This is a genomic window from Streptomyces sp. NPDC002088, assembly GCF_040296605.1.
GTDB lineage: Bacteria > Actinomycetota > Actinomycetes > Streptomycetales > Streptomycetaceae > Streptomyces.
In genome coordinates, this window is the sequence record NZ_JBEOXO010000032.1 from 71,072 (window position 1) to 91,315 (window position 20,244).

The 20,244-nt window shown below is 69.6% G+C and carries 17 protein-coding genes and 1 other RNA gene; 10 read left to right on the forward strand and 8 right to left on the reverse strand.

Features of this window, described 5'->3' with window-relative positions; all coding sequences use genetic code 11:
• Nucleotides 1–12: 12 nt before the first annotated feature.
• Both smpB and ssrA read left to right on the forward strand, forming a co-directional pair.
• Nucleotides 13–555, forward strand: coding sequence for an SsrA-binding protein SmpB (gene smpB, locus ABT114_RS42620; protein ID WP_351150346.1), 543 nt, complete (start codon nucleotides 13–15; stop codon nucleotides 553–555).
• Nucleotides 556–672: 117 nt separating this feature from the next.
• Nucleotides 673–1,061: a transfer-messenger RNA gene (gene ssrA, locus ABT114_RS42625) on the forward strand.
• 711 nt (nucleotides 1,062–1,772) lie between these two features.
• Here the strand turns inward: ssrA and ABT114_RS42630 are convergent.
• The 6 genes from ABT114_RS42630 to ABT114_RS42655 form a co-directional block, all read right to left on the reverse strand.
• Nucleotides 1,773–2,783, reverse strand: coding sequence for a LacI family DNA-binding transcriptional regulator (locus ABT114_RS42630; protein ID WP_351150349.1), 1,011 nt, complete (start codon nucleotides 2,781–2,783; stop codon nucleotides 1,773–1,775).
• Entirely contained in the window at nucleotides 2,783–5,032 is a 2,250-nt protein-coding gene (yicI, locus tag ABT114_RS42635; RefSeq protein ID WP_351150352.1) for an alpha-xylosidase, read from the reverse strand. The genes ABT114_RS42630 and yicI overlap by 1 nt, the downstream gene beginning before the upstream one ends.
• A gap of 11 nt (nucleotides 5,033–5,043) precedes the next feature.
• Nucleotides 5,044–5,868: a carbohydrate ABC transporter permease gene (locus ABT114_RS42640; protein WP_351150355.1), complete on the reverse strand. Its 825-nt coding sequence runs from the start codon at nucleotides 5,866–5,868 to the stop codon at nucleotides 5,044–5,046.
• Complete coding sequence (locus tag ABT114_RS42645; RefSeq protein WP_351150358.1) at nucleotides 5,865–6,833, reverse strand: carbohydrate ABC transporter permease; 969 nt, start codon at nucleotides 6,831–6,833, stop codon at nucleotides 5,865–5,867. Before ABT114_RS42645 ends, ABT114_RS42640 begins: the two co-directional genes overlap by 4 nt.
• The gene (locus ABT114_RS42650) at nucleotides 6,830–8,122 is read right to left on the reverse strand and encodes an ABC transporter substrate-binding protein (RefSeq protein ID WP_351150361.1); all 1,293 of its coding nucleotides are present in this window, start codon (nucleotides 8,120–8,122) and stop codon (nucleotides 6,830–6,832) included. The genes ABT114_RS42645 and ABT114_RS42650 overlap by 4 nt, the downstream gene beginning before the upstream one ends.
• 138 nt (nucleotides 8,123–8,260) lie before the next feature.
• A complete protein-coding gene (locus tag ABT114_RS42655) occupies nucleotides 8,261–9,535 on the reverse strand; it encodes an MFS transporter (RefSeq protein WP_351150364.1) in 1,275 nt (424 codons plus the stop codon).
• Nucleotides 9,536–9,618: 83 nt separating this feature from the next.
• Between ABT114_RS42655 and ABT114_RS42660 the strand changes: the two genes are divergently transcribed.
• From ABT114_RS42660 to ABT114_RS42675, 4 genes are all read left to right on the forward strand, one after another.
• The gene (locus tag ABT114_RS42660; RefSeq protein WP_351150366.1) at nucleotides 9,619–10,590 is read left to right on the forward strand and encodes a LysR family transcriptional regulator; all 972 of its coding nucleotides are present in this window, start codon (nucleotides 9,619–9,621) and stop codon (nucleotides 10,588–10,590) included.
• A gap of 372 nt (nucleotides 10,591–10,962) precedes the next feature.
• Nucleotides 10,963–11,793, forward strand: coding sequence for a hypothetical protein (locus ABT114_RS42665; RefSeq protein ID WP_351150369.1), 831 nt, complete (start codon nucleotides 10,963–10,965; stop codon nucleotides 11,791–11,793).
• On the forward strand, nucleotides 11,793–13,976 hold the full coding sequence (locus ABT114_RS42670; RefSeq protein WP_351150371.1) for a bifunctional polysaccharide deacetylase/glycosyltransferase family 2 protein: 2,184 nt from the start codon (nucleotides 11,793–11,795) through the stop codon (nucleotides 13,974–13,976). The genes ABT114_RS42665 and ABT114_RS42670 overlap by 1 nt, the downstream gene beginning before the upstream one ends.
• Complete coding sequence (locus ABT114_RS42675; protein WP_351150374.1) at nucleotides 13,973–15,241, forward strand: acyltransferase family protein; 1,269 nt, start codon at nucleotides 13,973–13,975, stop codon at nucleotides 15,239–15,241. The genes ABT114_RS42670 and ABT114_RS42675 overlap by 4 nt, the downstream gene beginning before the upstream one ends.
• A gap of 200 nt (nucleotides 15,242–15,441) precedes the next feature.
• Here the strand turns inward: ABT114_RS42675 and ABT114_RS42680 are convergent, their stop codons facing one another.
• On the reverse strand, nucleotides 15,442–15,633 hold the full coding sequence (locus ABT114_RS42680; RefSeq protein ID WP_351150377.1) for a hypothetical protein: 192 nt from the start codon (nucleotides 15,631–15,633) through the stop codon (nucleotides 15,442–15,444).
• Nucleotides 15,634–15,711: 78 nt separating this feature from the next.
• Nucleotides 15,712–15,951, reverse strand: a complete 240-nt coding sequence (locus ABT114_RS42685; protein ID WP_351150379.1) for a hypothetical protein — start codon at nucleotides 15,949–15,951, stop codon at nucleotides 15,712–15,714.
• 608 nt (nucleotides 15,952–16,559) lie between these two features.
• Between ABT114_RS42685 and ABT114_RS42690 the strand changes: the two genes are divergently transcribed.
• The 4 genes from ABT114_RS42690 (at nucleotide 16,560) to ABT114_RS42705 (ending at nucleotide 20,093) form a co-directional block, all read left to right on the forward strand.
• Entirely contained in the window at nucleotides 16,560–16,688 is a 129-nt protein-coding gene (locus tag ABT114_RS42690; protein WP_351150382.1) for a hypothetical protein, read from the forward strand.
• 89 nt (nucleotides 16,689–16,777) lie between these two features.
• A complete protein-coding gene (locus tag ABT114_RS42695) occupies nucleotides 16,778–17,287 on the forward strand; it encodes a hypothetical protein (RefSeq protein ID WP_351150385.1) in 510 nt (169 codons plus the stop codon).
• Nucleotides 17,288–17,461: 174 nt separating this feature from the next.
• Nucleotides 17,462–18,841, forward strand: coding sequence for a nitrate/nitrite transporter (locus ABT114_RS42700; RefSeq protein WP_351150388.1), 1,380 nt, complete (start codon nucleotides 17,462–17,464; stop codon nucleotides 18,839–18,841).
• 100 nt (nucleotides 18,842–18,941) lie between these two features.
• Nucleotides 18,942–20,093 carry a uroporphyrinogen-III synthase gene (locus tag ABT114_RS42705; protein ID WP_351150391.1) on the forward strand — a complete coding sequence of 384 codons (1,152 nt, stop codon included), beginning with the start codon at nucleotides 18,942–18,944 and terminating at the stop codon, nucleotides 20,091–20,093.
• The last annotated feature ends 151 nt before the right edge of the window (nucleotides 20,094–20,244 follow it).

Consider the following 20,244-nt stretch of genomic DNA (forward strand, 5'->3'; position numbering starts at 1 on the left):
ATGTCCAAGGGAATGTACGTACCGAAAGAGTCCCAGCAGAAGCAGCAGGGGACGGCCGCCAAGTCCAGGGACGGCGAGAAGGGCGGCAAGCGCAAGATCGTCGCGCAGAACAAGAAGGCGCGCCACGACTACGCGATCATCGACACCTACGAGGCGGGCCTCGTCCTGTCCGGCACCGAGGTGAAGTCGCTGCGGCAGGGTCGGGCCTCGCTCGTCGACGGCTTCGTCCAGATCGACGGGCACGAGGCGTGGCTGCACAACGCCCACATCCCCGAGTACAGCCAGGGGACGTGGACCAACCACTCCGTGCGCCGCAAGCGCAAGCTGCTGCTGCACCGCGAGGAGATCGACAAGCTGGAGGCGAAGTCCCAGGAGACGGGTCACACGATCGTGCCCCTCGCGCTGTACTTCAAGGACGGCCGGGCCAAGGCCGAGATCGCCCTCGCGCGCGGCAAGAAGGAGTACGACAAGCGGCAGACGTTGCGTGAGCAGCAGGACCGCAGGGAGAGCGACCGCGCGATCGCGGCGGCGAAGCGCAAGCAGCGGGGCGCGTAGCGGCGGGGAATACAGTGGCATCGGCGTGCGTTGGTCACGTACGATGGGACTGCACCCCACAGAGGGTGCGCGCCCTCTCCGGAGGGGCCCTCTCCGGAGGGATTGAAAAAACAACATGGGGATGATCGGTTTCGACAGCGGATGTTGAAGCAGGGGAAGCGTGTCGAGGAAGCGGCAATGATCTCGTTAACCATATGTCGCAACCAATAATCGCCAATTCTAAGAGCGATTCCCAGTCCTTCGCCCTCGCTGCCTAATAAGCAGTGAGTGAAGGACCCTTAATGGGTGTCAGCCCGGGGGTGTTCCCGACCCGGACCCTGGCATAATCTAGGGAACTAAACCATCTGGCCCGGTCACGGGGTCGGATGGGAAATCAAACAGTGACTGGGCCCGTCGGCGACTTGTTCGCGTGATCGCCGGGGCCGAGAAAATCGCAGCGAACTGCACACGGAGAAGCCCTGATTTTGCACCGTTGGACGCGGGTTCGATTCCCGCCATCTCCACTCATCCCATGTTTCGCATACAGCAGAGGCCCTGTCGCTTTCGAGCGGCGGGGCCTTTGTCGTACGGGTCATGGATGAGCGTGCAGCTCGAGTGGTTGGAGCGCGGGCCACCCCCGATCAGCTGGCGCGGGTCCTCGTTGCCGCACTCCCCGAGCACGTGTACTCGCCCCGCGCCTTCGTCCGGTGCAGGCTTGTCGACAAGATGCCGCCCGAGCAGGTCGCCGACGGCCCCCGCGCGCCTCGCATCCTCATGGAGTGCACCGACTGCGGCGTACCCGGCCGCCCGGAAGCCCTGCCGGGAGGCCTCTGTCGGGCCTGCGGCAGCAGGGGCGACGGCGCGTCCCGAACGCCGACTGCGATGCGGCCGGTGGCGGTGCGTGAACGGGCGGATCAGGTGCGTGCCTCGATCCGTGCACCTCAGCGCGTCTGAAGGGTCACGCAGGCGTCGTACGGTCAGGAGCGGTGCGCGGGTCGTTGTTTGCGGGACGTCCTGGCCGTACGCAGGACGACCTTCCGCGCCCAACCCACAGGTCCGCGCAGCGTGACACTTTTCGTGAATGTGTCACGCTCGCCGACGGCACACCCCGGGCCCACCGGCACGAGTTCAAGGCAACCCTGAGCCGTCGGGCGGAGTTCGCCAACAACATCTCTCCCGCGTGGGGCCCTTCCGTGTGCTCCTGCCCGCAGATCAACAACGCCGTTTCGCGTGTGGTGTCAGGGCGCCTCGCGCGGCGCGGTGCTCGCGCGTTCCGTCAGGCGGGGTGGCAGCAGGGTCGCCTCCGGTACGTCGGTGCCGGCCAGTTTGCGCATCAGCAGCTCCACCGCCCGCTCACCGAGTTCCGCCGAGGGCAGGGCGACCGAGGTGACGGGGACGCGCAGGACGGCGGCGGTCTCCTCCGGGCAGATCGCGGTCACCGACAGGTCGGCCGGCACGCGCAGCCCGAGTTGCTCGAACGCGTCGATCAGCGGCTCCAGCAGGGGTTCGTTGTGCACGACGACACCGGTCAACGCGGGCCGTTCGCGTAGCAGCCGCTCGGCGACCGCGCGGGCGGCACCGGGCGCGGACTCGCACGGATGGACCGAGGAGGCGAGGCCGGCCCGGTCGGCGGCGGCCGTGAACCCCTGGACCACGCGCTGCGCGAACGCCGTACCGCGTACGTAGACCTCCGGCGGAGACCCGACCAGCGCCACCACCCGGTGCCCGAGCCGGGCCAGATGCTCCACGCACGCCTCGCCGGCCGCCTTGAAGTCCAGGTCGACGCAGGTCAGCCCGGCTGGTTCGGAGGGGAACCCGATCATCACGGACGGCCGGTCGAGAGAGCGCAGCAGCGGCATCCTGGGGTCCTGGAGTTGCACGTCCATGACGATCAGAGCGTCCACCAGTGCCGTGTCCGCGACCCTGCGCAGCCCCTCCTCGCCCTCCTCCTGGGTCAGCAGGAGCACGTCGTGGTCGTAGCGCCGGGCCGTGGTCACCACCGACACCGCGAACTGCATCACCACCGGCACATGGATTCCGGCCCGCAGCGGCACCACCAACGCCAGTACGTTCGACTTGCTGCTGGCCAGCGCGCGGGCGCCGGCGTGCGGCCGGTAGCCCAGCTCGCGGATGGCGGCTTCGACGCGCTGCCGGGTCTCCTCGGAGATCGGGCGCTTGCCGCTGAGCGCGTACGACACGGTGCTCGGGGAGACCCCGGCGTGCCGCGCCACATCAGTGATCTTCACCATCAGCCCAGCTCCAGGGTCAGGAACCCGGTCCCGGCCGGCGCCCGCCCGACCCGCTCCCCGACCGCCAGCGCCCACGGCGCCGAGGGGTCGCTGCAGGACGCCCGGAGCGTGTCCCCTTCCCGTACGACGGTGAAGGTCACCTCACCGACCGGCACGGTCACCTGGGCGCCGCGCTCCAGGCCGTACGCCCGCAGGGTGACCCCGTCGGCGTGGTCGTAGTCGGGCCGGTCGTCCACCGCCCCGACCGGGATCACCGCGCCCGGCCTGACCAGGAGGGGCACGCTCAGGAAGTCGTGTCTCTCGCGCACCCAGCGCGGCCCGGTCACCGTCCGCCCGGTCAGGAAGTGCGTCCAGGTGCCCTCGGGCACGTAGTACGCCACGTCCCCCTCGTCGCTGAACACCGGCGCGACCAGCAGATCGGGGCCGAGCATGTACTGCCGTTCCAGGTGCGCGCACCCGGGGTCGTCCGGGAACTCCAGGACCATGGCCCGCATCACCGGCGTCCCCTCGGCGCGGGCGGTGCGGGCGGCCCCGTACAGATAGGGCATGAGCCGCAGCTTCAGCCGGGTGAACAGCCGCAGCACGTCCACCGACTCGTCGTCGAACAGCCACGGCACGCGGTAGGAGGAGCTGCCGTGCAGCCGGCTGTGCGAGGACAGCAGTCCGAAGGCCAGCCACCGCTTGAACAGCGCGGGCGTCGGCGTCCCCTCGAAGCCGCCGATGTCGTGGCTCCAGTAGCCGAACCCGGAGAGCCCGAGCGACAGCCCACCGCGCAGCGACTCCGCCATCGACTCGTACGTCGCCTCGCAGTCGCCGCCCCAGTGCACCGGGAACCGTTGGCTGCCCGCCGTCGCCGACCGCGCGAAGACGACGGCCTCGCCCTCGCCGCGGTGTTTGCGCAGCACGTCGAAGACGGTCCGGTTGTAGAGGTACGGGTAGTAGTTGTGCATCCGCTCCGGATCGGAGCCGTCGGACCAGGCCACGTCGACCGGCACCCGCTCACCGAAGTCGGTCTTGAAGCAGTCGACGCCCTGCGCGAGCAGCGCCTCCAGCTTGCCCGCGTACCAGTCGCGGGCCGCCGGGCTGGTGAAGTCGACCAGCGCCATCCCCGGCTGCCACAGGTCCCACTGCCACACACTGCCGTCCGGCCGCCGCAGCAGATGCCCGAGCGCCTTGCCCTGCGCGAACAACGGCGAGCGCTGGGCGATGTACGGGTTGATCCAGACGCTGATGCGCAGCCCGCGCTCCTTCAGCCGGGCCAGCATGCCCTCCGGGTCGGGGAACACCCGCGGATCCCACTGGAAGTCGCACCAGTTGAACTCGCGCATCCAGAAGCAGTCGAAGTGGAACACGGAGAGCGGCAGTTCGCGCTCCCGCATGCCCTCGATGAACGACGTCACCGTCTTCTCGTCGTAGGAGGTGGTGAACGACGTCGACAGCCACAGCCCGAACGACCAGGCGGGCGGCAGGGCCGGGCGCCCGGTCAGGGCCGTGTACTTGCGCAGGATGTCCTTGGGGGTCGGGCCGTAGATGACGTAGTACGTCAACTGCTGTGACTCGACGCTGAACTGGACCCTCGACACCGCCTCCGAGCCGACCTCGAAGGACACCTTGCCCGGGTGGTCGACGAAGACGCCGTACCCCGCGTCCGTCAGATAGAAGGGGACGTTCTTGTAGGCCTGCTCGGTCGCCGTGCCGCCGTCGGCGTTCCAGATGTCGACGACCTGGCCGTTCTTGACGAGCGGCCCGAAGCGCTCACCGAGGCCGTAGACGCTCGTCCCCACCCCCAGTCCCAGCTGTTCCCGGAGGTAGTGCGCCCCCGTCGCGTCCCGCATGATGCCCATGCCCTTGGGGCCGCTGCTGGTGAGCGTGCGGCCGTGGGCGAGGAAGTCGATGTGCCAGGGGCCGGTGCGGGCGACCTTGACCGACAGCGCGCCCGACGTCAGGGTCGCGTGCTCGTCGTCGTAGGAGACCTGGGTACTCAACTCCTCCTTCCGGACCTCGAACTCCGGCCCCCGCGGCTGCTCGCCCGCGAAGTGGGTGAAGGTGACGCCGATGACGTCGGGCAGCGGGGCGTGCGCGCTGATCGTCACGACCGGTCCCTTCAGCAGGTCGCCGCGGTGGCGGATGGGCTGGGTCGGTGCGTGGATCTCCAGCGTGCCGTCCGGGGCGGTGACATCGAGGACCTCGACCGGGTGGGCCGCGGTGACGCCCTCGCGCAGCAGCCAGTAGCCGTCGGTGAACTTCACGTGGGGGGTCCTTACTTCACAGCACCGACGGCGATGCCGCGGGTGAGGGTCCGTTGGAAGACGAGGAAGAACACGATCGCGGGCAGGACGCCGAGCAGGGCCGCCGCGTTGGTCATCGTGGCGTCCATCAGGCGCTGGCCCTGGAGGACGCCGAGGGCCACCGACACGGTCTGGTTGTCGTTGGAGATCAGCATCACCAGGGGGAGCAGGAACTCGTTCCAGGTCCAGATGAAGAAGAAGACCAGGAGGACACCGATCGTCGGCCGGCTGACCGGGACGACGATCCGCCAGAGGACCTGCCACTTGTTCGCGCCGTCGATGCGGGCCGCCTCGATGATCTCGCGGGGGAACTGGCCCAGGACGGAGGAGAGCAGATACGTGCCGAAGGCCGCCTGGATCACCGTGAAGACGATGATCACGCTCAGCCGGGTGTCGTACAGGCCGGCTTCCTTGCTCAGGTAGTAGACGGGGTAGACCAGCGCCTCCTGCGGCAGCATGTTCGCGAGGACGAAGAAGGCCAGGACCCAGGTGCGGCCCTTGATCCGGCCGATGCCGATCGCGTACGCGTTGAGTACCGAGAGGATCGCCGCGAGCACCGCCACCGAGCCGCTGATCAGCACGGAGTTAAACAGCTTCTGGCCGTAGTCGACCCGCTGCCAGAAGTCCTTGAGACCGTCCAGATAGAGGCCCTGGGGGAGGCTGAGGGGGCCGTGTTCGGAGTACTCGGCCGGTGACTTGACGGCGTTGATCGCGACGATCAGGAACGGGACGACCATGAAGAGGGCCGCGATGCACAGGGCGATCAGCACCGGGTAACGGCGTAGTGCGGTGGTCATGTCCGTGCCCCTTCCTCGGCGTCCTCGGCGCGGGTCTGGAGTTTCAGGCCGATCAGGGAGAGGGCCAGGATGATCACGGTGAGGATGGTGGAGATCGCGGCGCCGTAGCCGACCTGGGTCTTCTCGAAGAACGTGGTGAAGGAGAAGTAGGAGGGCACGTCCGTCGCCCCGCCGGGGCCGCCCTTGGTCAGCACGTACACCGCGCCGAACACCTTGAGCGCGGCGATCGTGCACCAGGTCAGGACGACGTAGATCTCCGGGCGGATCTGCGGCAGCGTGATGTGCCAGAAGCGGCGCCACCAGCCGGCGCCGTCCAGCTCGGCCGCCTCGTACAGCTGCGGGTCGACGCGTTGCAGCCCGGCCATGAAGATGACCAGCGGGAAGCCGATCTGGACCCACACCATCACGCCCATCACGCTGTACAGCGCGATGTCGGGGTCGCCGAGCCAGTCCTGTTGCCAGGAGCCCAGCCCCACGGCCTTCAGCAGCTCGTTGAGGGAGCCGTTGTCCGGGGCGAGGATCCAGCTCCAGACGATGCCGGCGACCGCGATCGGCAGCACCTGCGGGAGGTAGAAGCAGGCGCGCAGCACCGCGGCCCACTTCGACCCGAAGTGCTTGCCGATGTAGTCGAACAGGGCGGCGGCCAGGACGAGACCGATCATCGTCGGTACGGCGGCCATGGCGACGACCATGAACAGGCTGTGCCGGAAGGACGCCCAGAACTCGGAGTCGTCCATCAGCTCGCGGTAGTTGGCGAGCCCGCTCCACTTCGGGCTGCCGATGCCCTGCCACTCGGTGAAGCTCACGCCTGTGTTCATCAGGAACGGGACGACGATGACCGCCGTGAAGGCGAGGATGCCGGGGAGCAGGAACAGGGCGTACGAATCGCGGGTACGGGGGCGGCGCGGGCCGGCGTGCGGGTGCTTGCCGACGGCCCGCGCACCCCGTTCGACGGTGACCGTCATTGCTTCGGCGCGCCCTTGTCGTACGCCTGCTGCAGGGCGGAGAGATAGGCGTCCGGTTTCTCACTGCCCGTGATCAGCTTCTGGGTCTCGGAGACGAGGACGTCGTAGAAGCCGGTGACCGGCCAGTCCGGGTAGAAGGCCAGGCCGTCCTTCTGGCTGACCGTGTTGAAGTTGGAGATGAGCTCCTTGGACTTCGGGTCCGTGATGGCACTCGCGTCGGCGGCGACCGGGACGCCGCCCTTGTTGCCGAGCAGGTTCTGGATCTTCTTCGACATGGTGATGTCGATGAAGTCGTAGGCGAGCTCCTTGTTCTTGGCGTTCTTGGGGACCACCCAGAGGTTGCCGCCGGAGCCCGGGGTCAGATCGGAGCCGGGCCACAGGGTGGTGCCCCAGTCGAACTTGGCCTCCGACTGGAAGCGGCCGTACCACCAGCTGCCGGAGAACAGGATCGGCGCCTTGCCCTGGATCCAGGACACGCCCGCGTCCTCGGCCTTGGTACTGGTGGACTTCTTGCTGATGTAGCCCTTCTTCACCCAGTCGGCGAAGGTCGTGGCGCCGTACGTCCAGGCCGCGTCGTGGAAGTCGGTCTTGCCCTTGTACAGCTCGTACTTGTCGACCCAGGAGCGGTCGGCCTTGGAGAGGGCGAGCTGGTAGAGGTACTGCTGGGCTATGTACTCGGCGCCGGCGTTGGCGAGCGGGGTGACGCCCTTCTTGGCGAACGCGTCCATGGCGGCGGTCAGTTCGTCGAACGTCTTCGGCTCGGCGATCCCGTACTTCTTGAAGAGATCCTTGTTGTAGTAGACCATCGTGTACTCGGCATAGTTGGGCACGCCGTACCACTTGCCGGAGCCCATGACCCCGTTCGTGTCGTACATGCTGGTCGTGGCCACGCCCGCGCTGAGCTTCTTGTCCCAGCCACGCTTGGTCGCCTCGGCGGTCAGATCGGTCAGCAGGCCCTGCTTGGAGAGCTGGCCCGCGGTCGCGTTGCCCTTGTTGTACTCCATGAGGTCGGGCGCGTCCGAGGAGTTCAGGATCATGGGCGCCGTCTTCTGGATCTGCTCGAAGCCCTTCTCCTCGTACTTGACCTTCACGCCCGGATGGGTCGCCTCGAACTCCTTGATGGCCTCGTTCCAGGCGACGCCCATCGCGCTGGTCGGGCCCTCGTAGTGCCACAACTTCAGGGTCTTGCCGTCGGAGGAGCCGCCGTCCGAGCCGCCGCAGGAGGTCAGGAGCAGGGATCCGGCCAGGATCACCGCGCTCGCCACCACACGCCTTCGTGCCGTCAACATCCAGTGCCTCCAGGGGAGTCGGATGGGTATCGGGGCGTCACGCGACGGTCGTCGAATCGATTCGATGCGTGACGTCGAAGCGCTTCGACGGGCGAAGGTAGGTGGCGGCTGTGAGCGCGTCAATGGGGTGCGCGCGAATTACTCGGTGAGGGCCTGGTGCGCCAGGGCGATCAGCAGGGCCAGGGCCGCCGCCGTCACCGGTACCCCGAACCCGGCCGCCGGTGCCGCGTGTTCGGCCACCCAGCCGCCGGTCGCGCTGCCGCAGGCGATGCCGCCGAGCAGGCCGGTCACGGCGAGCGTCATGCCCTCGTTGAGGCGGCCCTCGGGGGTGCGCTCCTGCACCAGGGCCATCGTCGTGATCATCGTGGGGGCGGTGGCCGTCCCCGCGACGAACAGCGCGGCAGCCAGGAGCAGGAGCGAGCCGGTCAGGGCCGCGGCGAGCAGCGGCAGCGTCAGCAGCGCCGCCATCGCGGCGAGGCACCAGGGGTGGCGCCACTCGGCCGGCCCGGACGGCTTCAGCGCCCCGAACGCCAGACCCGCCAGGCACGAACCGCCCGCCTGGAGGGCCAGCACCACGCCCGCCGCCGCGCGGTGCCCGTGCGCGTCCGCGAACGCGATCGTGACGACTTCCGTCGCCCCGAACACCGCGCCCGTGGCCAGGCACACGGCGAGCAGCGGGGGCATGCCGGCGGCGCGCAGCGGCGAGCGCGCCGTGGTGCGGCGGTGCGGCGGCGGCTCCGTCGAACGCTGGGCGGCGAAGACGAGCACACCGGTCACCAGCAGCACCACGCCGACCAGCGTCCCGGCCTCCGGGAAGAAGGCCCCGCACAGGAAGGCCGCGAGCACCGGGCCGAGCATGAAGCACAGCTCGTCCGCGGCCTGTTCGAAGGAGTTCGCGGTGTGCAGCGCCTCGGGAGCGTCCTTCGTCAGGTGGGCCCAGCGGGCCCGGGACATGCCGCCGGTGTTGGGGGTCGTCGCGGTGGCGGCGTACGCGGCGAACAGGGTCCAGTCCGGGGTTCCGTGGCGCACGCACAGCAGCAGCGCCAGCGAGCCGAGCGCCGCGAACAGCGTGGCGGGTACGGCGATCCGGGCCTGGCCGTACCGGTCGACGAGCCGGGCGATCCAGGGAGCGACCAGCGCGGTCGCGGCGAGGCCGGTCGCGGTGACGGCGCCGGCGAGGGCGTACGAGCCCCGGCTCCCGGCGATCATCACGACCGCGCTCACACTGAACATGCCCATCGGCAGGCGGGCCACCAGGTTCCCGGCGGTGAAGGCGCGGGTGCCGGGGCGGGCGAAGAGACGGCGGTAGGGGCCGGGCGGACGGCCGCCGCGGCGGGCGGCGAAGCCGACGGCGACGAGAGCGTCGGCGGTGACGGTGTAGAGCGGTGCCTTGCGGGGGCTGGACTGCGGCATGGGTCAACCGTGGCGCGGGGGCGATCAACGGGTCCAACACCTTCTGCGTACCGATTCACGCACTTCCGTTGTAAGTTCGCCGGATGCCCGCCCCCGGTCACCTCGACCCCCGCCTCCTGCGAGCCTTCCTCGCCGTCGCCGAGGAACTGCACTTCACACGTGCCGCGGCCCGCCTCTACGTCGCCCAGCAGGCGCTCAGCCGGGATGTGCGGCGGCTGGAACGGGAACTGGGCACCGAGCTGTTCGTACGGTCCACCCGGCAGGTGACGCTGACCGGCGACGGCGAGCGACTGGTGCCGCTGGCGCGCCGGGCGCTCCAGGCGCAGGACGACCTGCTGGCCGCCTTCGGGCAGGCCCGTCCCCTGCTGGTCGACCTCAACTTCCCCGACCAGGCCACCGCCCGCCGCGTCCTGCACCGAGCCCGCGAACTCGCCCCCGACCAGGAGCTGATGGCCCGCTACGAGAGCGGCCTGGCGGGGGCGGCGGGCGAGATGGTGGCGGGCCGGCTCGACGTGTCGTTCGGGCGGTTCGCCGGTCTGGAACCCGCGCTGCGGGCCCAGTTGGACCACCAGCCCGTGCGCTACGAACCCATGGCCGTCGTACTGCCCGAGGACCACCGGCTGGCGGCGCTGGAGGCGGTACCGCTGGCCGCGCTGGCGGGCGAGACGGTGTACGCGGGTGCGGGGAACCCGCGGACGACGGAGTGGACGGACCTGGCGCACCGTCTGTTCGAACAGCGGGGGATCAGGATCGCGGCCCCCGTACCGCTGGCCGTCGGTGACGAGGAGTTCCAGCGGATCATGGCCAAGATGCGGAACCCCATCCTCGCCGTGGTGGGTTTTCCGGCCATGCCTGGGACGGTGCTGCGGCCCCTCATCGACCCCGTCCCCTTGTCGCCTGTGTCACTGGTGTGGCGAAAGGGGCTGGTCCATCCGGGATTCGATGCTCTTCGGCGGGCTGCGGCCGAGATCTCCGCCGAGGAAGGGTGGCTGCGACGGCCCGCCGATGGATGGATTCCAGCCACTGATGTGGGCATGATGCGAACCCCCAATTGACACGTTGCGCGCACGGGTCCTCTCTGTGCGCTACATTCGAGGGTCTGAGCACAGTGTGGTAATGGGGGCGTTCGAATTGGGTGGGGGCCCGGTTCGGCGGCGGGTGCTCGGCGTCGTACGCGCTTCCGGACCTGTCCCGTGGGGGGAAGTGCGCACGTGAAAAAGTGGCGGGAAGACGCCCAACCGGAGTGGCCCGAGGCCGCATCAGCGACCCAGGACCTGCCGTTGACGGGGGGAAACACTCAGAGCTTTCCAGAAACCGGACGAACCGGTCGGCGACGCGACGGCAGAGGCGGCCAAGCGCGTCTCGCCGGGACCGAGCCCGAGCCCGGGACCGAGATCCTGTCGTCGCCGGGCGGTGCCCAGGCCGCCTTGCTCCGCGACCCCTGGGGTGAGTCGGGGGCGGCGGCGCCGGAGGGCGAGAACGCCCACGATCCGCACGAGGTGACGGTCCAGCTCGACTCCGTCCAGTTCGGCGAGTCGGCCCTACGAGCGGCCAAGGGCAAGGCACCCGGCGGCAGACCGGGCAGTGGACCGGGCGGCGGCCAGGACGCCTCCGACGCACCGGTGTTCGTGGACGAGTCGGGGCGGCGCAGCCGTACCTTCCGGCGTATCGGCATCGCCGTGGGCATCTCCTGCGCGGCCTACGCCGGCGTCATCGTCGTCACCCTGCTGTCGGGCAACTCCAGCGCACCCTGGCTTCCGGTCCCGGGTCAGGACGACGACAAGCCGGCCGGCCAGGTCGACGTCTCCCCGACGCCGCGGCTCTCCGCCGACCCTGTCGGCGTCGGAACCGGCGGCGTGCCGGTGCCGGCCCTGTCCGTGCCCGGCGGCACGACCGCCACGCCGGGGGTGCCGGCCCCGCTGCCCAGCCAGTCCGCCGGCAGCGGCAAACCGAGCGCCTCCGCCGACCCCGGGCCGTCGACCGGCACGTCCGCGCAGCCCAGCCCGAGCGGCACCAGCAAGGACCCGGTGCCGGAGTCCTCAGCACCGGTCGTCCAGTCGCCGTCCCCGTCTGCGTCCCCGACGGACGGCGGCGGCTCGGCCGCTCCCTCGGTGACCCCGGGCGGCGGCACGGGCCCCGTCGCAGACGGACCCGCGGACCCGGCCCCCGTCCAGTCGAGCCCCGCCGGCTCGGCCTCGTCCGCCGCACCTGCCGAGCCTTCCGCGCCCTCGTCCTCGTCGACGGAGAACGTCCTCTGATGGCATCCCGCTCCAGCCGCCGCTCCACGGGACGGGCCGACCGGCGGCGATGGCTGCCGCTGCGCCACCTGCTCCCGCTCCTGATCCTGTTCGCGATGCTCGCCATGCTCATGCTGCGCGGCTATGTGCACAGCGAGATCCTCGCCGACTTCCGGGTACGGCCCGAGGCGTCCTCCGACAAAGTCCCGCAGAAGATCCTCGACGGCGGGCCGGTCATCGACACCCGGGGCGGCAAGGCCACCAGCCTGGAGGTGCCGGACCACCGCATCGTCCTCACCTTCGACGACGGCCCCGACCCGACCTGGACGCCGAAAGTCCTCGACATCCTGAAGAAGCACCACGCGCACGCCGTCTTCTTCGTCACCGGCACCATGGCCTCCCGCTACCCGGACCTGGTCAGACGCATGGTCGACGAGGGCCACGAGGTCGGCCTGCACACCTTCAACCACCCCGACCTCTCCTACCAGTCCAAGGAGCGCATCGACTGGGAGCTGTCGCAGAACCAGCTCGCGCTCGCGGGCGCGGCCGGCATCCGCAGCTCCCTGTTCCGGCCGCCGTACTCCTCCTCCGCCGACGCCATGGACAACAGGTCCTGGCCGGTCACCGAGTACATCGGCAGCCGCGGCTACCTCACGGTCGTCAACGACGCCGACAGCGAGGACTGGCGCAAGCCGGGCGTCGACAGCATCGTCCGCAACGCCACCCCGCGCAGTGGCAAGGGCGCGATCGTCCTGATGCACGACTCCGGCGGCGACCGCCACCAGACGGTGCAGGCAATCGACCGACTCGTGCCCCAACTCCAGGCGAAGGGATACGAGTTCAACAACCTCACCGAGGCCCTCAAGGCCCCGAACGCGGACACCCCGGTCACCGGCGCCGAGCTGTGGAAGGGCCGGGCCTGGGTCTTTCTCGTGCAGGCCTCCGATGACATCACCGGCGTCCTGGTCGTCGGCCTCGCGGCCATCGGCGTCCTGGTCTTCGCGCGCTTCGGCCTGATGCTGCTGCTGTCCGGCCTGCACACCCGCCGCACCCGCCGTCGCACCTTCCGCTGGGGCCCGCGGCCGATCACCGAACCGGTGTCGGTGCTGGTGCCCGCGTACAACGAGGCCAAGTGCATCGAGAACACCGTGCGTTCCCTGATGCGCAGCGAACACCCCATCGAGATCCTCGTCATCGACGACGGCTCCAGCGACGGCACGGCACGGATCGTGGAGTCCCTGGGACTGCCGAACGTACGGGTGATCCGCCAGCTCAACGCGGGCAAGCCGGCCGCCCTCAACCGCGGCCTGGCCAACGCCCGGCATGACCTGATCGTGATGATGGACGGCGACACCGTCTTCGAACCGGCCACCGTGCGCGAACTGGTCCAGCCCTTCGCCGACCCGCGCGTCGGCGCCGTCGCCGGCAACGCCAAGGTCGGCAACAAGGACACCCTCATCGGCGCCTGGCAGCACATCGAGTACGTGATGGGTTTCAACCTCGACCGCCGTATGTACGACGTCCTGCAGTGCATGCCCACCATCCCCGGCGCGGTCGGCGCCTTCCGCCGCTCCGCCCTGGAGCGCGTCGGCGGCATGAGCGACGACACCCTCGCCGAGGACACCGACATCACGATGGCCATCCACCGCGACGGCTGGCGGGTGGTGTACGCGGAGAAGGCCCGCGCCTGGACCGAGGCCCCGGAGTCGGTCCAGCAGCTGTGGTCCCAGCGTTACCGCTGGTCGTACGGCACCATGCAGGCGATCTGGAAACACCGCCGTGCGATCGTCGAACGGGGCCCCTCGGGCCGCTTCGGCCGCGTCGGCCTGCCCCTGGTCTCCCTCTTCATGGTCGTGGCCCCGCTGCTGGCCCCCCTGATCGACATGTTCCTCGTCTACGGCCTGCTCTTCGGCCCGACCGAGAAGACGATCGTGGCCTGGTTCGGCGTCCTGGCCGTCCAGGTGGTCTGCGCGACGTACGCGTTCATCCTCGACCGCGAACGCCTGACCCCGCTCATCTCGCTGCCCCTCCAGCAGATCCTCTACCGCCAGCTCATGTACGTCGTGCTGCTCCAGTCCTGGATCACGGCACTCACCGGGGGCCGGCTGCGCTGGCAGAAACTGCGCCGCAAGGGCGGGGTGTCGGCACCGCCGACCGCGCCGGAGCCTGGCCGGCGCGTCATGGACGGAAGGCCGGTCGCATGAGCATGCGAGACCACGACGCTGCTACGACGACACAGGCGCCGACGCCGGGGCCGACGCCGGGGCAGGTGCCTGGGCAGGCGTCGCCATCTGCGTCCGCGCCCGCGTCGGCGTCCGCGGGGGCGCCCCGTCGCGCCTCCGGACGCGACCGGTACTTCGACCTGCTCCGGGCGATCGCGCTCTTCAGGGTCGTCTTCTATCACCTGTTCGGCTGGGCCTGGCTGCCGGTGGTGTTCCCCTCCATGGGCGTGATGTTCGCCTTGGCGGGCAACCTCATGGCCGGCTCCCTCGGCAGACGCCCAGCCGTGCAGGTCGTGCGCAGCCGTATGCGGCGCCTGCTGCCGCCGCTGTGGCTACTGGGCGCGGTCGGCGTGACGGGCATGCTGCTCGGGGGCTGGGGCCCCGACTCCGAGGGCCACCCCGGCTGGTGGTGGATCCACCTCGGCTTCTGGATCCTGCCGCTGAGCGACCCGCCGTACGGCGAGGGCCTGCACGGCATCCACGGTCTGATCGGCGACGAGTGGGCCGTGGAGCTGGCCGTACCGCTCTGGTACATCCGCGCCTACCTCTGGTTCGTCCTGCTGTCCCCGCTCCTCCTGCGCGCCCTGCGCAGGCTGCCCTGGACAACGATCCTCGCGCCGATCGCCCTGTCGGCGGCGCTCGAGTTCGGCTGGATCAGCGTGCCCAGCTGGCGGCTCGACTCCAACCTCAGCGACTTCGGGGCGTTCGGCGCCTGCTGGCTCCTGGGCATGGCCCACCACGAGGGCATCCTCAAACGCCTGCCCCGCTACGTCGTGCCGTCCCTCGCACCGGCCGTCGCCGGCATCGGCCTCTGGTACGCGCTCACGCACGGCTTCGCACCGGGCCACGACCTGGACGACATGCCCTTCGCCCAGTCGCTGTGGTCCTTCGCCACCGTGCTGCTGCTCCTGCACATCAGCCCCTCGTGGTCCGAGTGGCCCCGCCCGCTGCGCCGCTGGGACCGGTTGATCACCCTCTTCAACTCCCGTGCGGTGACGATCTACTTGTGGCACAACGTGTGCATCGTCGCCGCGCAGTCCCTGTGGGACCACCTGTGGAACGTCCCACTTCTGGAGGAACACGCCCCCTGGTTCCTGGAGAGTTCCTGGCCCCTGCTGGTCGTTGTCTGGGCCCTCACGGCCTGCTGCATCCTCTGCTTCGGCTGGATGGAGGACCTGGCGGCGAAACGGAGGCCGCGGCTGTGGCCGGACGGCTCGCCGTCGCGTGCGGGGGCGCACCGGGCCTGAGGGGGCCGTGTGTCCATGTGAGGTGTGTGCAAGTCCCTTTGGCCGCACTGGTGTCACGACCCGAAGTCCCGCTGCCGTAGCGGGGCTTCGCCACTACGACTCAGGAGCCACCCGTGACCCGCCGTCCTCACCTGCTCACCACAGCCGCCGCCGGAGTAACGGCGTTGCTGCTCACCTCCCGTTCGACGCCGACCACACCGTCACCGCCAGCGCGGCGCAGGACGCGAGGGGCCAGCGGGTGCGTTCCAGAGCGTGCTGAACCCGCCGTGCAGCGAGGCGTACACCAGGGTCAGCGGCTTGCCGTCGACGAAGTCGGGGTAGCGGGCCGGCGGGCAGGCGTACAGCCCGCCCTGGCGGAGCAGCTCCGACACGCACCAGGTGGCCGAGGACACCGGACGCCCCCAGTAGAAACCGGCGTACGGCTTCGGTCATGTGTCTCTCCTGTGAGTTCGTGGACTATGGCGAGGCCGTCAGGAGGCGAGACGGCGGGCCAGTGATTCCACGCTCTGGCCGGCGTCGTCCATGATTCTCACCAGCGCTTTGTAGTTGCGCTCCACGGTCGCCTTGTCCTCCGCAGCGGTTGCTTTTGCGCTTTTCAGCTCTTCCGGCTTCGTCTTGACCTTGCTCTGCTCGATCTCGCGGACCGTCTTTTCGATGGACCGCTGTCGCTCACGGATTCCACGCTCGAGCTGCTGGATCTCCTGGCTCACCTCCCGCTCCCGTTCCAGGAGATAAGAATTTCCGGAGGTATTGCCAGAAGCGGCTCGGCCTGGTGAACAGGGTTGGCCGTGACGACTCGGATGCCCTGACCGCCACAGCTGCGCGTGATCACCCCGCTGTATGCGTGTGATCAGGCAACTTTGGTGGCCATAGAGCGATAGCGTTGCCAACCGTGACTACATCTTCTTGGTATGTCTTCGTAGAAGAGGACACTGATGAGCTCGTATGGGTCGATAACAAGAACTTCTTCGTGCATCGCTGGCATCTGGTGGAAAGTCGGCACGTCGACGGAGGCAGGCAGGAGGCTGAAGCGGCAGCGCAGGAGTTGGCCGACAGCTACGTCCCGCACATCACATACGGACGCGGGGCGTCTGGGTCCCGGCCTGGCCGGAGCATTTTCCGGATGCACGACGGGGCATGGCTGGTGACAGTCAAATACGGAGCCGCGAAGGCGCACTATCGAGTGAGCATAGGGGAGCTTATTCGCATAGAAGAGGAAATAGAGGGTGAACAGCCCTCCAAGCCCAAGGGTGGATTGAAAAGAATGTTCGGGAGTTAGTCCCGGCCGCCGATCGCCATAGGTGCCGCAACGGAGATTGTGTATGACCCCGAGGGTCGTAAAGAAATCCGGTTCGCTGCCGACGCGTACGCCGGGAAATGGGCTCCCCTGCTGATCGGCATCGTGAGCGTCCTCACGATCCTGGCCGTGCTGGCGCTCATCTTCTGACGGCTCGTGGTGTGGAATACCAGGCAGAACACGGTGCCCATCGAATGTTTCCCCTCGTCCCCGGTGCGGCCGCAGGTGGCACGACGCCCATGGCGGCGCGTGTGATCGCGGCTGTTGATGGTGGGCCAGGTACCGACGAGGCCCAGGCCGACTCGAGCACCTCGGCGAGTCCGGAGGAGGCCGAGGAGACCGCGGCCGACCCGACCGACGCGGCGTCGGCCGACGAGGGCACGGGTGACGACCTGACGGACGACGCCACCGACGACTCGACCGGCTCCGCGACCCCGCCCGACGCGACGGGCTTCGCGGGTCAGCGGCAGGACGACTCGGGCAAAACCCTCACCATCGGGGAGAAGTACACCTCGGGCGAGTTCAAGGGGAAGTACGCGATCTCCTACATCGAGCCGGGCGGTGACGGCATCCTGACCGGCCTCGGCCTGGACCGCAGCGACGGTTCCTTCCGCGTCGCCCTCAAGCCCATCTCCAGCGACACCGAGTCGGACAGCGACGTCCGCGCGGCGACCCTGACCCGTTCGGGTGATGACGTGGACGTCACATGGGACGACGGCGGGCGGGACATCCTGGCGTGGGTGGAGTGAGCTGACCTCTCCCCCGAGCTGACCTCTCATCCGGCCTCCTCCCGGGGTGAGAGCAAAGTTCCCTTCCGGTCACCCACAGCCACAGGCCGGAAACGCGCCCTCCCTACCTTCGGGACTTATCACCGCTCGTCACCCCGAAGAAGCACCTGAGTCCCGGAGCACCGTGGAGGCGTCATGACAGCCCCTAGTACAGCCCCCGCAGCGAGCAGGGGAGGCCGCTGGATCGAGCACTGGGATCCGGAGGACGAGGCCTTCTGGCAGGAGACCGGCGAGAAGGTCGCCCGCAGGAACCTGCTCTTCTCCGTCCTCTCCGAGCACATCGGCTTCTCCATCTGGACCCTGTGGTCCGTGCTGGTGCTCTTCATGGGCCCGGAGTACGGGCTGACCCCCGCCGACAAGTTCATGCTGACGTCCATGGTCACGCTGGTGGGAGCCGTGGTGCGGGTGCCCTACACCTTCGCCGTGGCCGTGTTCGGCGGACGGAACTGGACGATCATCTCGGCCAGTCTCCTCCTCATCCCCACCATCGCCGCGTTCACCGTGATGAAGCCGGGGACGTCGTTCTCCACCTTCCTCCTCATCGGTCTGCTCGCCGGCGTCGGCGGCGGCAACTTCGCCTCCAGCATGACCAACATCAACGCCTTCTTCCCGCTCAGGAAGAAGGGATGGGCCCTCGGGCTCAACGCCGGCGGCGGCAACATCGGCGTGCCGGTCATCCAGCTCGTGGCACTCGCGGTCATCGGAGCCAGCGGCGGGCCGCGTGTGCTGCTCGGGATCTACATCCCGCTCATCGTCGTCGCCGCCACGCTCGCCGCGGTCTACATGGACAACCTCGCGTCCGTGAAGAACGACACCGGCGCCGCGATCGACGCCGCGAAGGACGCGCACACCTGGATCATGTCCTTCCTCTACGTCGGCACCTTCGGCTCCTTCATCGGCTACAGCTTCGCCTTCGGGCAGGTGCTGACCAACCAGTTCGGGCGTACGCCCCTGCAGGCGGCGTACCTCACCTTCATCGGCCCGCTGCTCGGCTCGCTGATCCGGCCGGTGGGCGGCTGGCTCGCCGACCGGTACGGCGGCGCGAAGATCACCCTCTACAACTACGTCGGCATGGCGGCGGCCACGGGCGGCCTCGTCTTCGCCTCCATGCAGAAGTCGCTGCCGCTGTTCGTCTCCGTGTTCGTCGTGCTCTTCGTGCTCACCGGGCTCGGCAACGGGTCGACGTACAAGATGATCCCCGGCATCTTCCACGCCAAGGCCCTCGCCAAGGGGCTGGAGGGCGAGGAGGCCGCCCGTTACGGACGGCGGCTCTCCGGGGCCTCCATGGGCCTGATCGGCGCGGTCGGCGCGCTCGGCGGCGTCGGCATCAACCTCGCCTTCCGGCAGTCCTTCCTCTCCTACGGCTCCGGCACCGGCGCGTTCGTCGCCTTCCTCGCCTTCTACGGGCTGTGCTTCGTGGTGACCTGGGCCGTATACCTTCGCCGCCCGGCCGTCCAGGCCCGGGCAGAGGCTGCCTCCGAGACGAAGCCGCAGCTCAGCTACGCCGAGGTGTGACGTAACACTGGCGACATGAAGCGGAACCGAGCCTGTCACGCATCGTTGACAGGCTCGGTCGGCATGTAGGTGCAACCACTCCAGCGCGGGACGAGAGTCTATGTACGACGAAGAGCAACGACCGGTCCCCGGTCCCCTCGCGGGGTTCACCGTGGGCGTGACGGCCGCGCGGCGGGCCGACGAGCTCGGAGCGCTGCTCCAGCGCCGCGGGGCCGCCGTGCTGCACGCGCCGGCGCTGCGCATCGTGCCGCTCGCCGACGACGGTGAGCTGCTGGCGGCGACGAAGCAGCTGATCGACCAGGCGCCGGACATCGTGGTGGCCACCACCGCCATCGGCTTCCGTGGCTGGGTCGAGGCCGCCGACGGCTGGGGGCTCGGCGAGGTCCTGCTCGACCGGCTGCGCCAGGTGGAACTGCTGGCGCGCGGGCCCAAGGTCAAGGGCGCCGTACGGGCCGCCGGGCTGACCGAGGAGTGGTCGCCGTCCAGCGAGTCCATGGCGGAGGTACTCGACCGGCTCCTGGAGGAAGGGGTCGAGGGCCGCCGTATCGCCGTACAGCTGCACGGCGAGCCGCTGCCGGGGTTCGTGGAGGCACTGCGGGTCGCGGGCGCCGAGGTGGTGGGGGTACCCGTGTACCGCTGGATGCCGCCCGAGGACATCGCGCCCCTGGACCGGCTGCTGGAGGCCACCGTCTCGCGTGGACTGGACGCGGTCACCTTCACCAGCGCCCCGGCCGCCGTGTCCCTGCTGTCCCGCGCCGAGGACCGCGGTCTGCTGCCCGAGCTGCTCGCCGCCTTCCACCACGACGTGCTGCCGACCTGTGTCGGCCCGGTCACCGCGCTGCCGCTCCAGGCCCATGGCGTCGACACGGTCCAGCCCGAACGCTTCCGGCTCGGCCCCCTCGTTCAGCTGCTGTGCCAGGAACTGCCCGGGCGAGCGCGGTCGTTGCCGATCGCCGGGCACCGGGTGGAGATCCGTGGGCACGCGGTGCTGGTGGACGGCGACCTCAAGCCCGTACCGCCGGCCGGCATGTCCCTGCTGCGGGCGCTGTCCCGGCGGCCGGGCTGGGTGGTCGCCCGCGCCGAACTCCTGCGCGCGCTGCCCGGCGCGGGCCGCGACGAGCACGCGGTGGAGACGGCGATGGCCCGCCTCCGCACGGCCCTCGGCGCGCCGAAGCTGATTCAGACAGTGGTCAAGCGGGGATACCGGCTGGCGCTGGACCCGGCGGCGGACGCGAAGTACGCCGACGCGTAGGAAGGCACCCTGCGTTGTTGCGGGGGTGGGGGGGGGGGGCCCCCCCCCCCCCCCCCCGCCGCCGGGGGGGGCGCGGGGGGGGGGGGCGGCGGGGGGGAGAGGGCGCCGGGGGGGGGCACGGGGGCCCGCGGCCGGGGCGCGGCGGGCCCGG

Coding starts and splice junctions, on each gene's coding strand:
- smpB (WP_351150346.1), top strand. CDS start 13: ATGTACGTACCGAAAGAGTCCCAGCAGAAGCAGCAGGGGACGGCCGCC.
- ABT114_RS42630 (WP_351150349.1), bottom strand. CDS start 2,783: ATGGTGAAGATCACTGATGTGGCGCGGCACGCCGGGGTCTCCCCGAGC.
- ABT114_RS42640 (WP_351150355.1), bottom strand. CDS start 5,868: ATGACCACCGCACTACGCCGTTACCCGGTGCTGATCGCCCTGTGCATC.
- ABT114_RS42645 (WP_351150358.1), bottom strand. CDS start 6,833: ATGACGGTCACCGTCGAACGGGGTGCGCGGGCCGTCGGCAAGCACCCG.
- ABT114_RS42650 (WP_351150361.1), bottom strand. CDS start 8,122: ATGTTGACGGCACGAAGGCGTGTGGTGGCGAGCGCGGTGATCCTGGCC.
- ABT114_RS42655 (WP_351150364.1), bottom strand. CDS start 9,535: ATGCCGCAGTCCAGCCCCCGCAAGGCACCGCTCTACACCGTCACCGCC.
- ABT114_RS42660 (WP_351150366.1), top strand. CDS start 9,619: ATGCCCGCCCCCGGTCACCTCGACCCCCGCCTCCTGCGAGCCTTCCTC.
- ABT114_RS42670 (WP_351150371.1), top strand. CDS start 11,793: ATGGCATCCCGCTCCAGCCGCCGCTCCACGGGACGGGCCGACCGGCGG.
- ABT114_RS42675 (WP_351150374.1), top strand. CDS start 13,973: ATGAGCATGCGAGACCACGACGCTGCTACGACGACACAGGCGCCGACG.
- ABT114_RS42695 (WP_351150385.1), top strand. CDS start 16,778: ATGGCGGCGCGTGTGATCGCGGCTGTTGATGGTGGGCCAGGTACCGAC.
- ABT114_RS42700 (WP_351150388.1), top strand. CDS start 17,462: ATGACAGCCCCTAGTACAGCCCCCGCAGCGAGCAGGGGAGGCCGCTGG.
- ABT114_RS42705 (WP_351150391.1), top strand. CDS start 18,942: ATGTACGACGAAGAGCAACGACCGGTCCCCGGTCCCCTCGCGGGGTTC.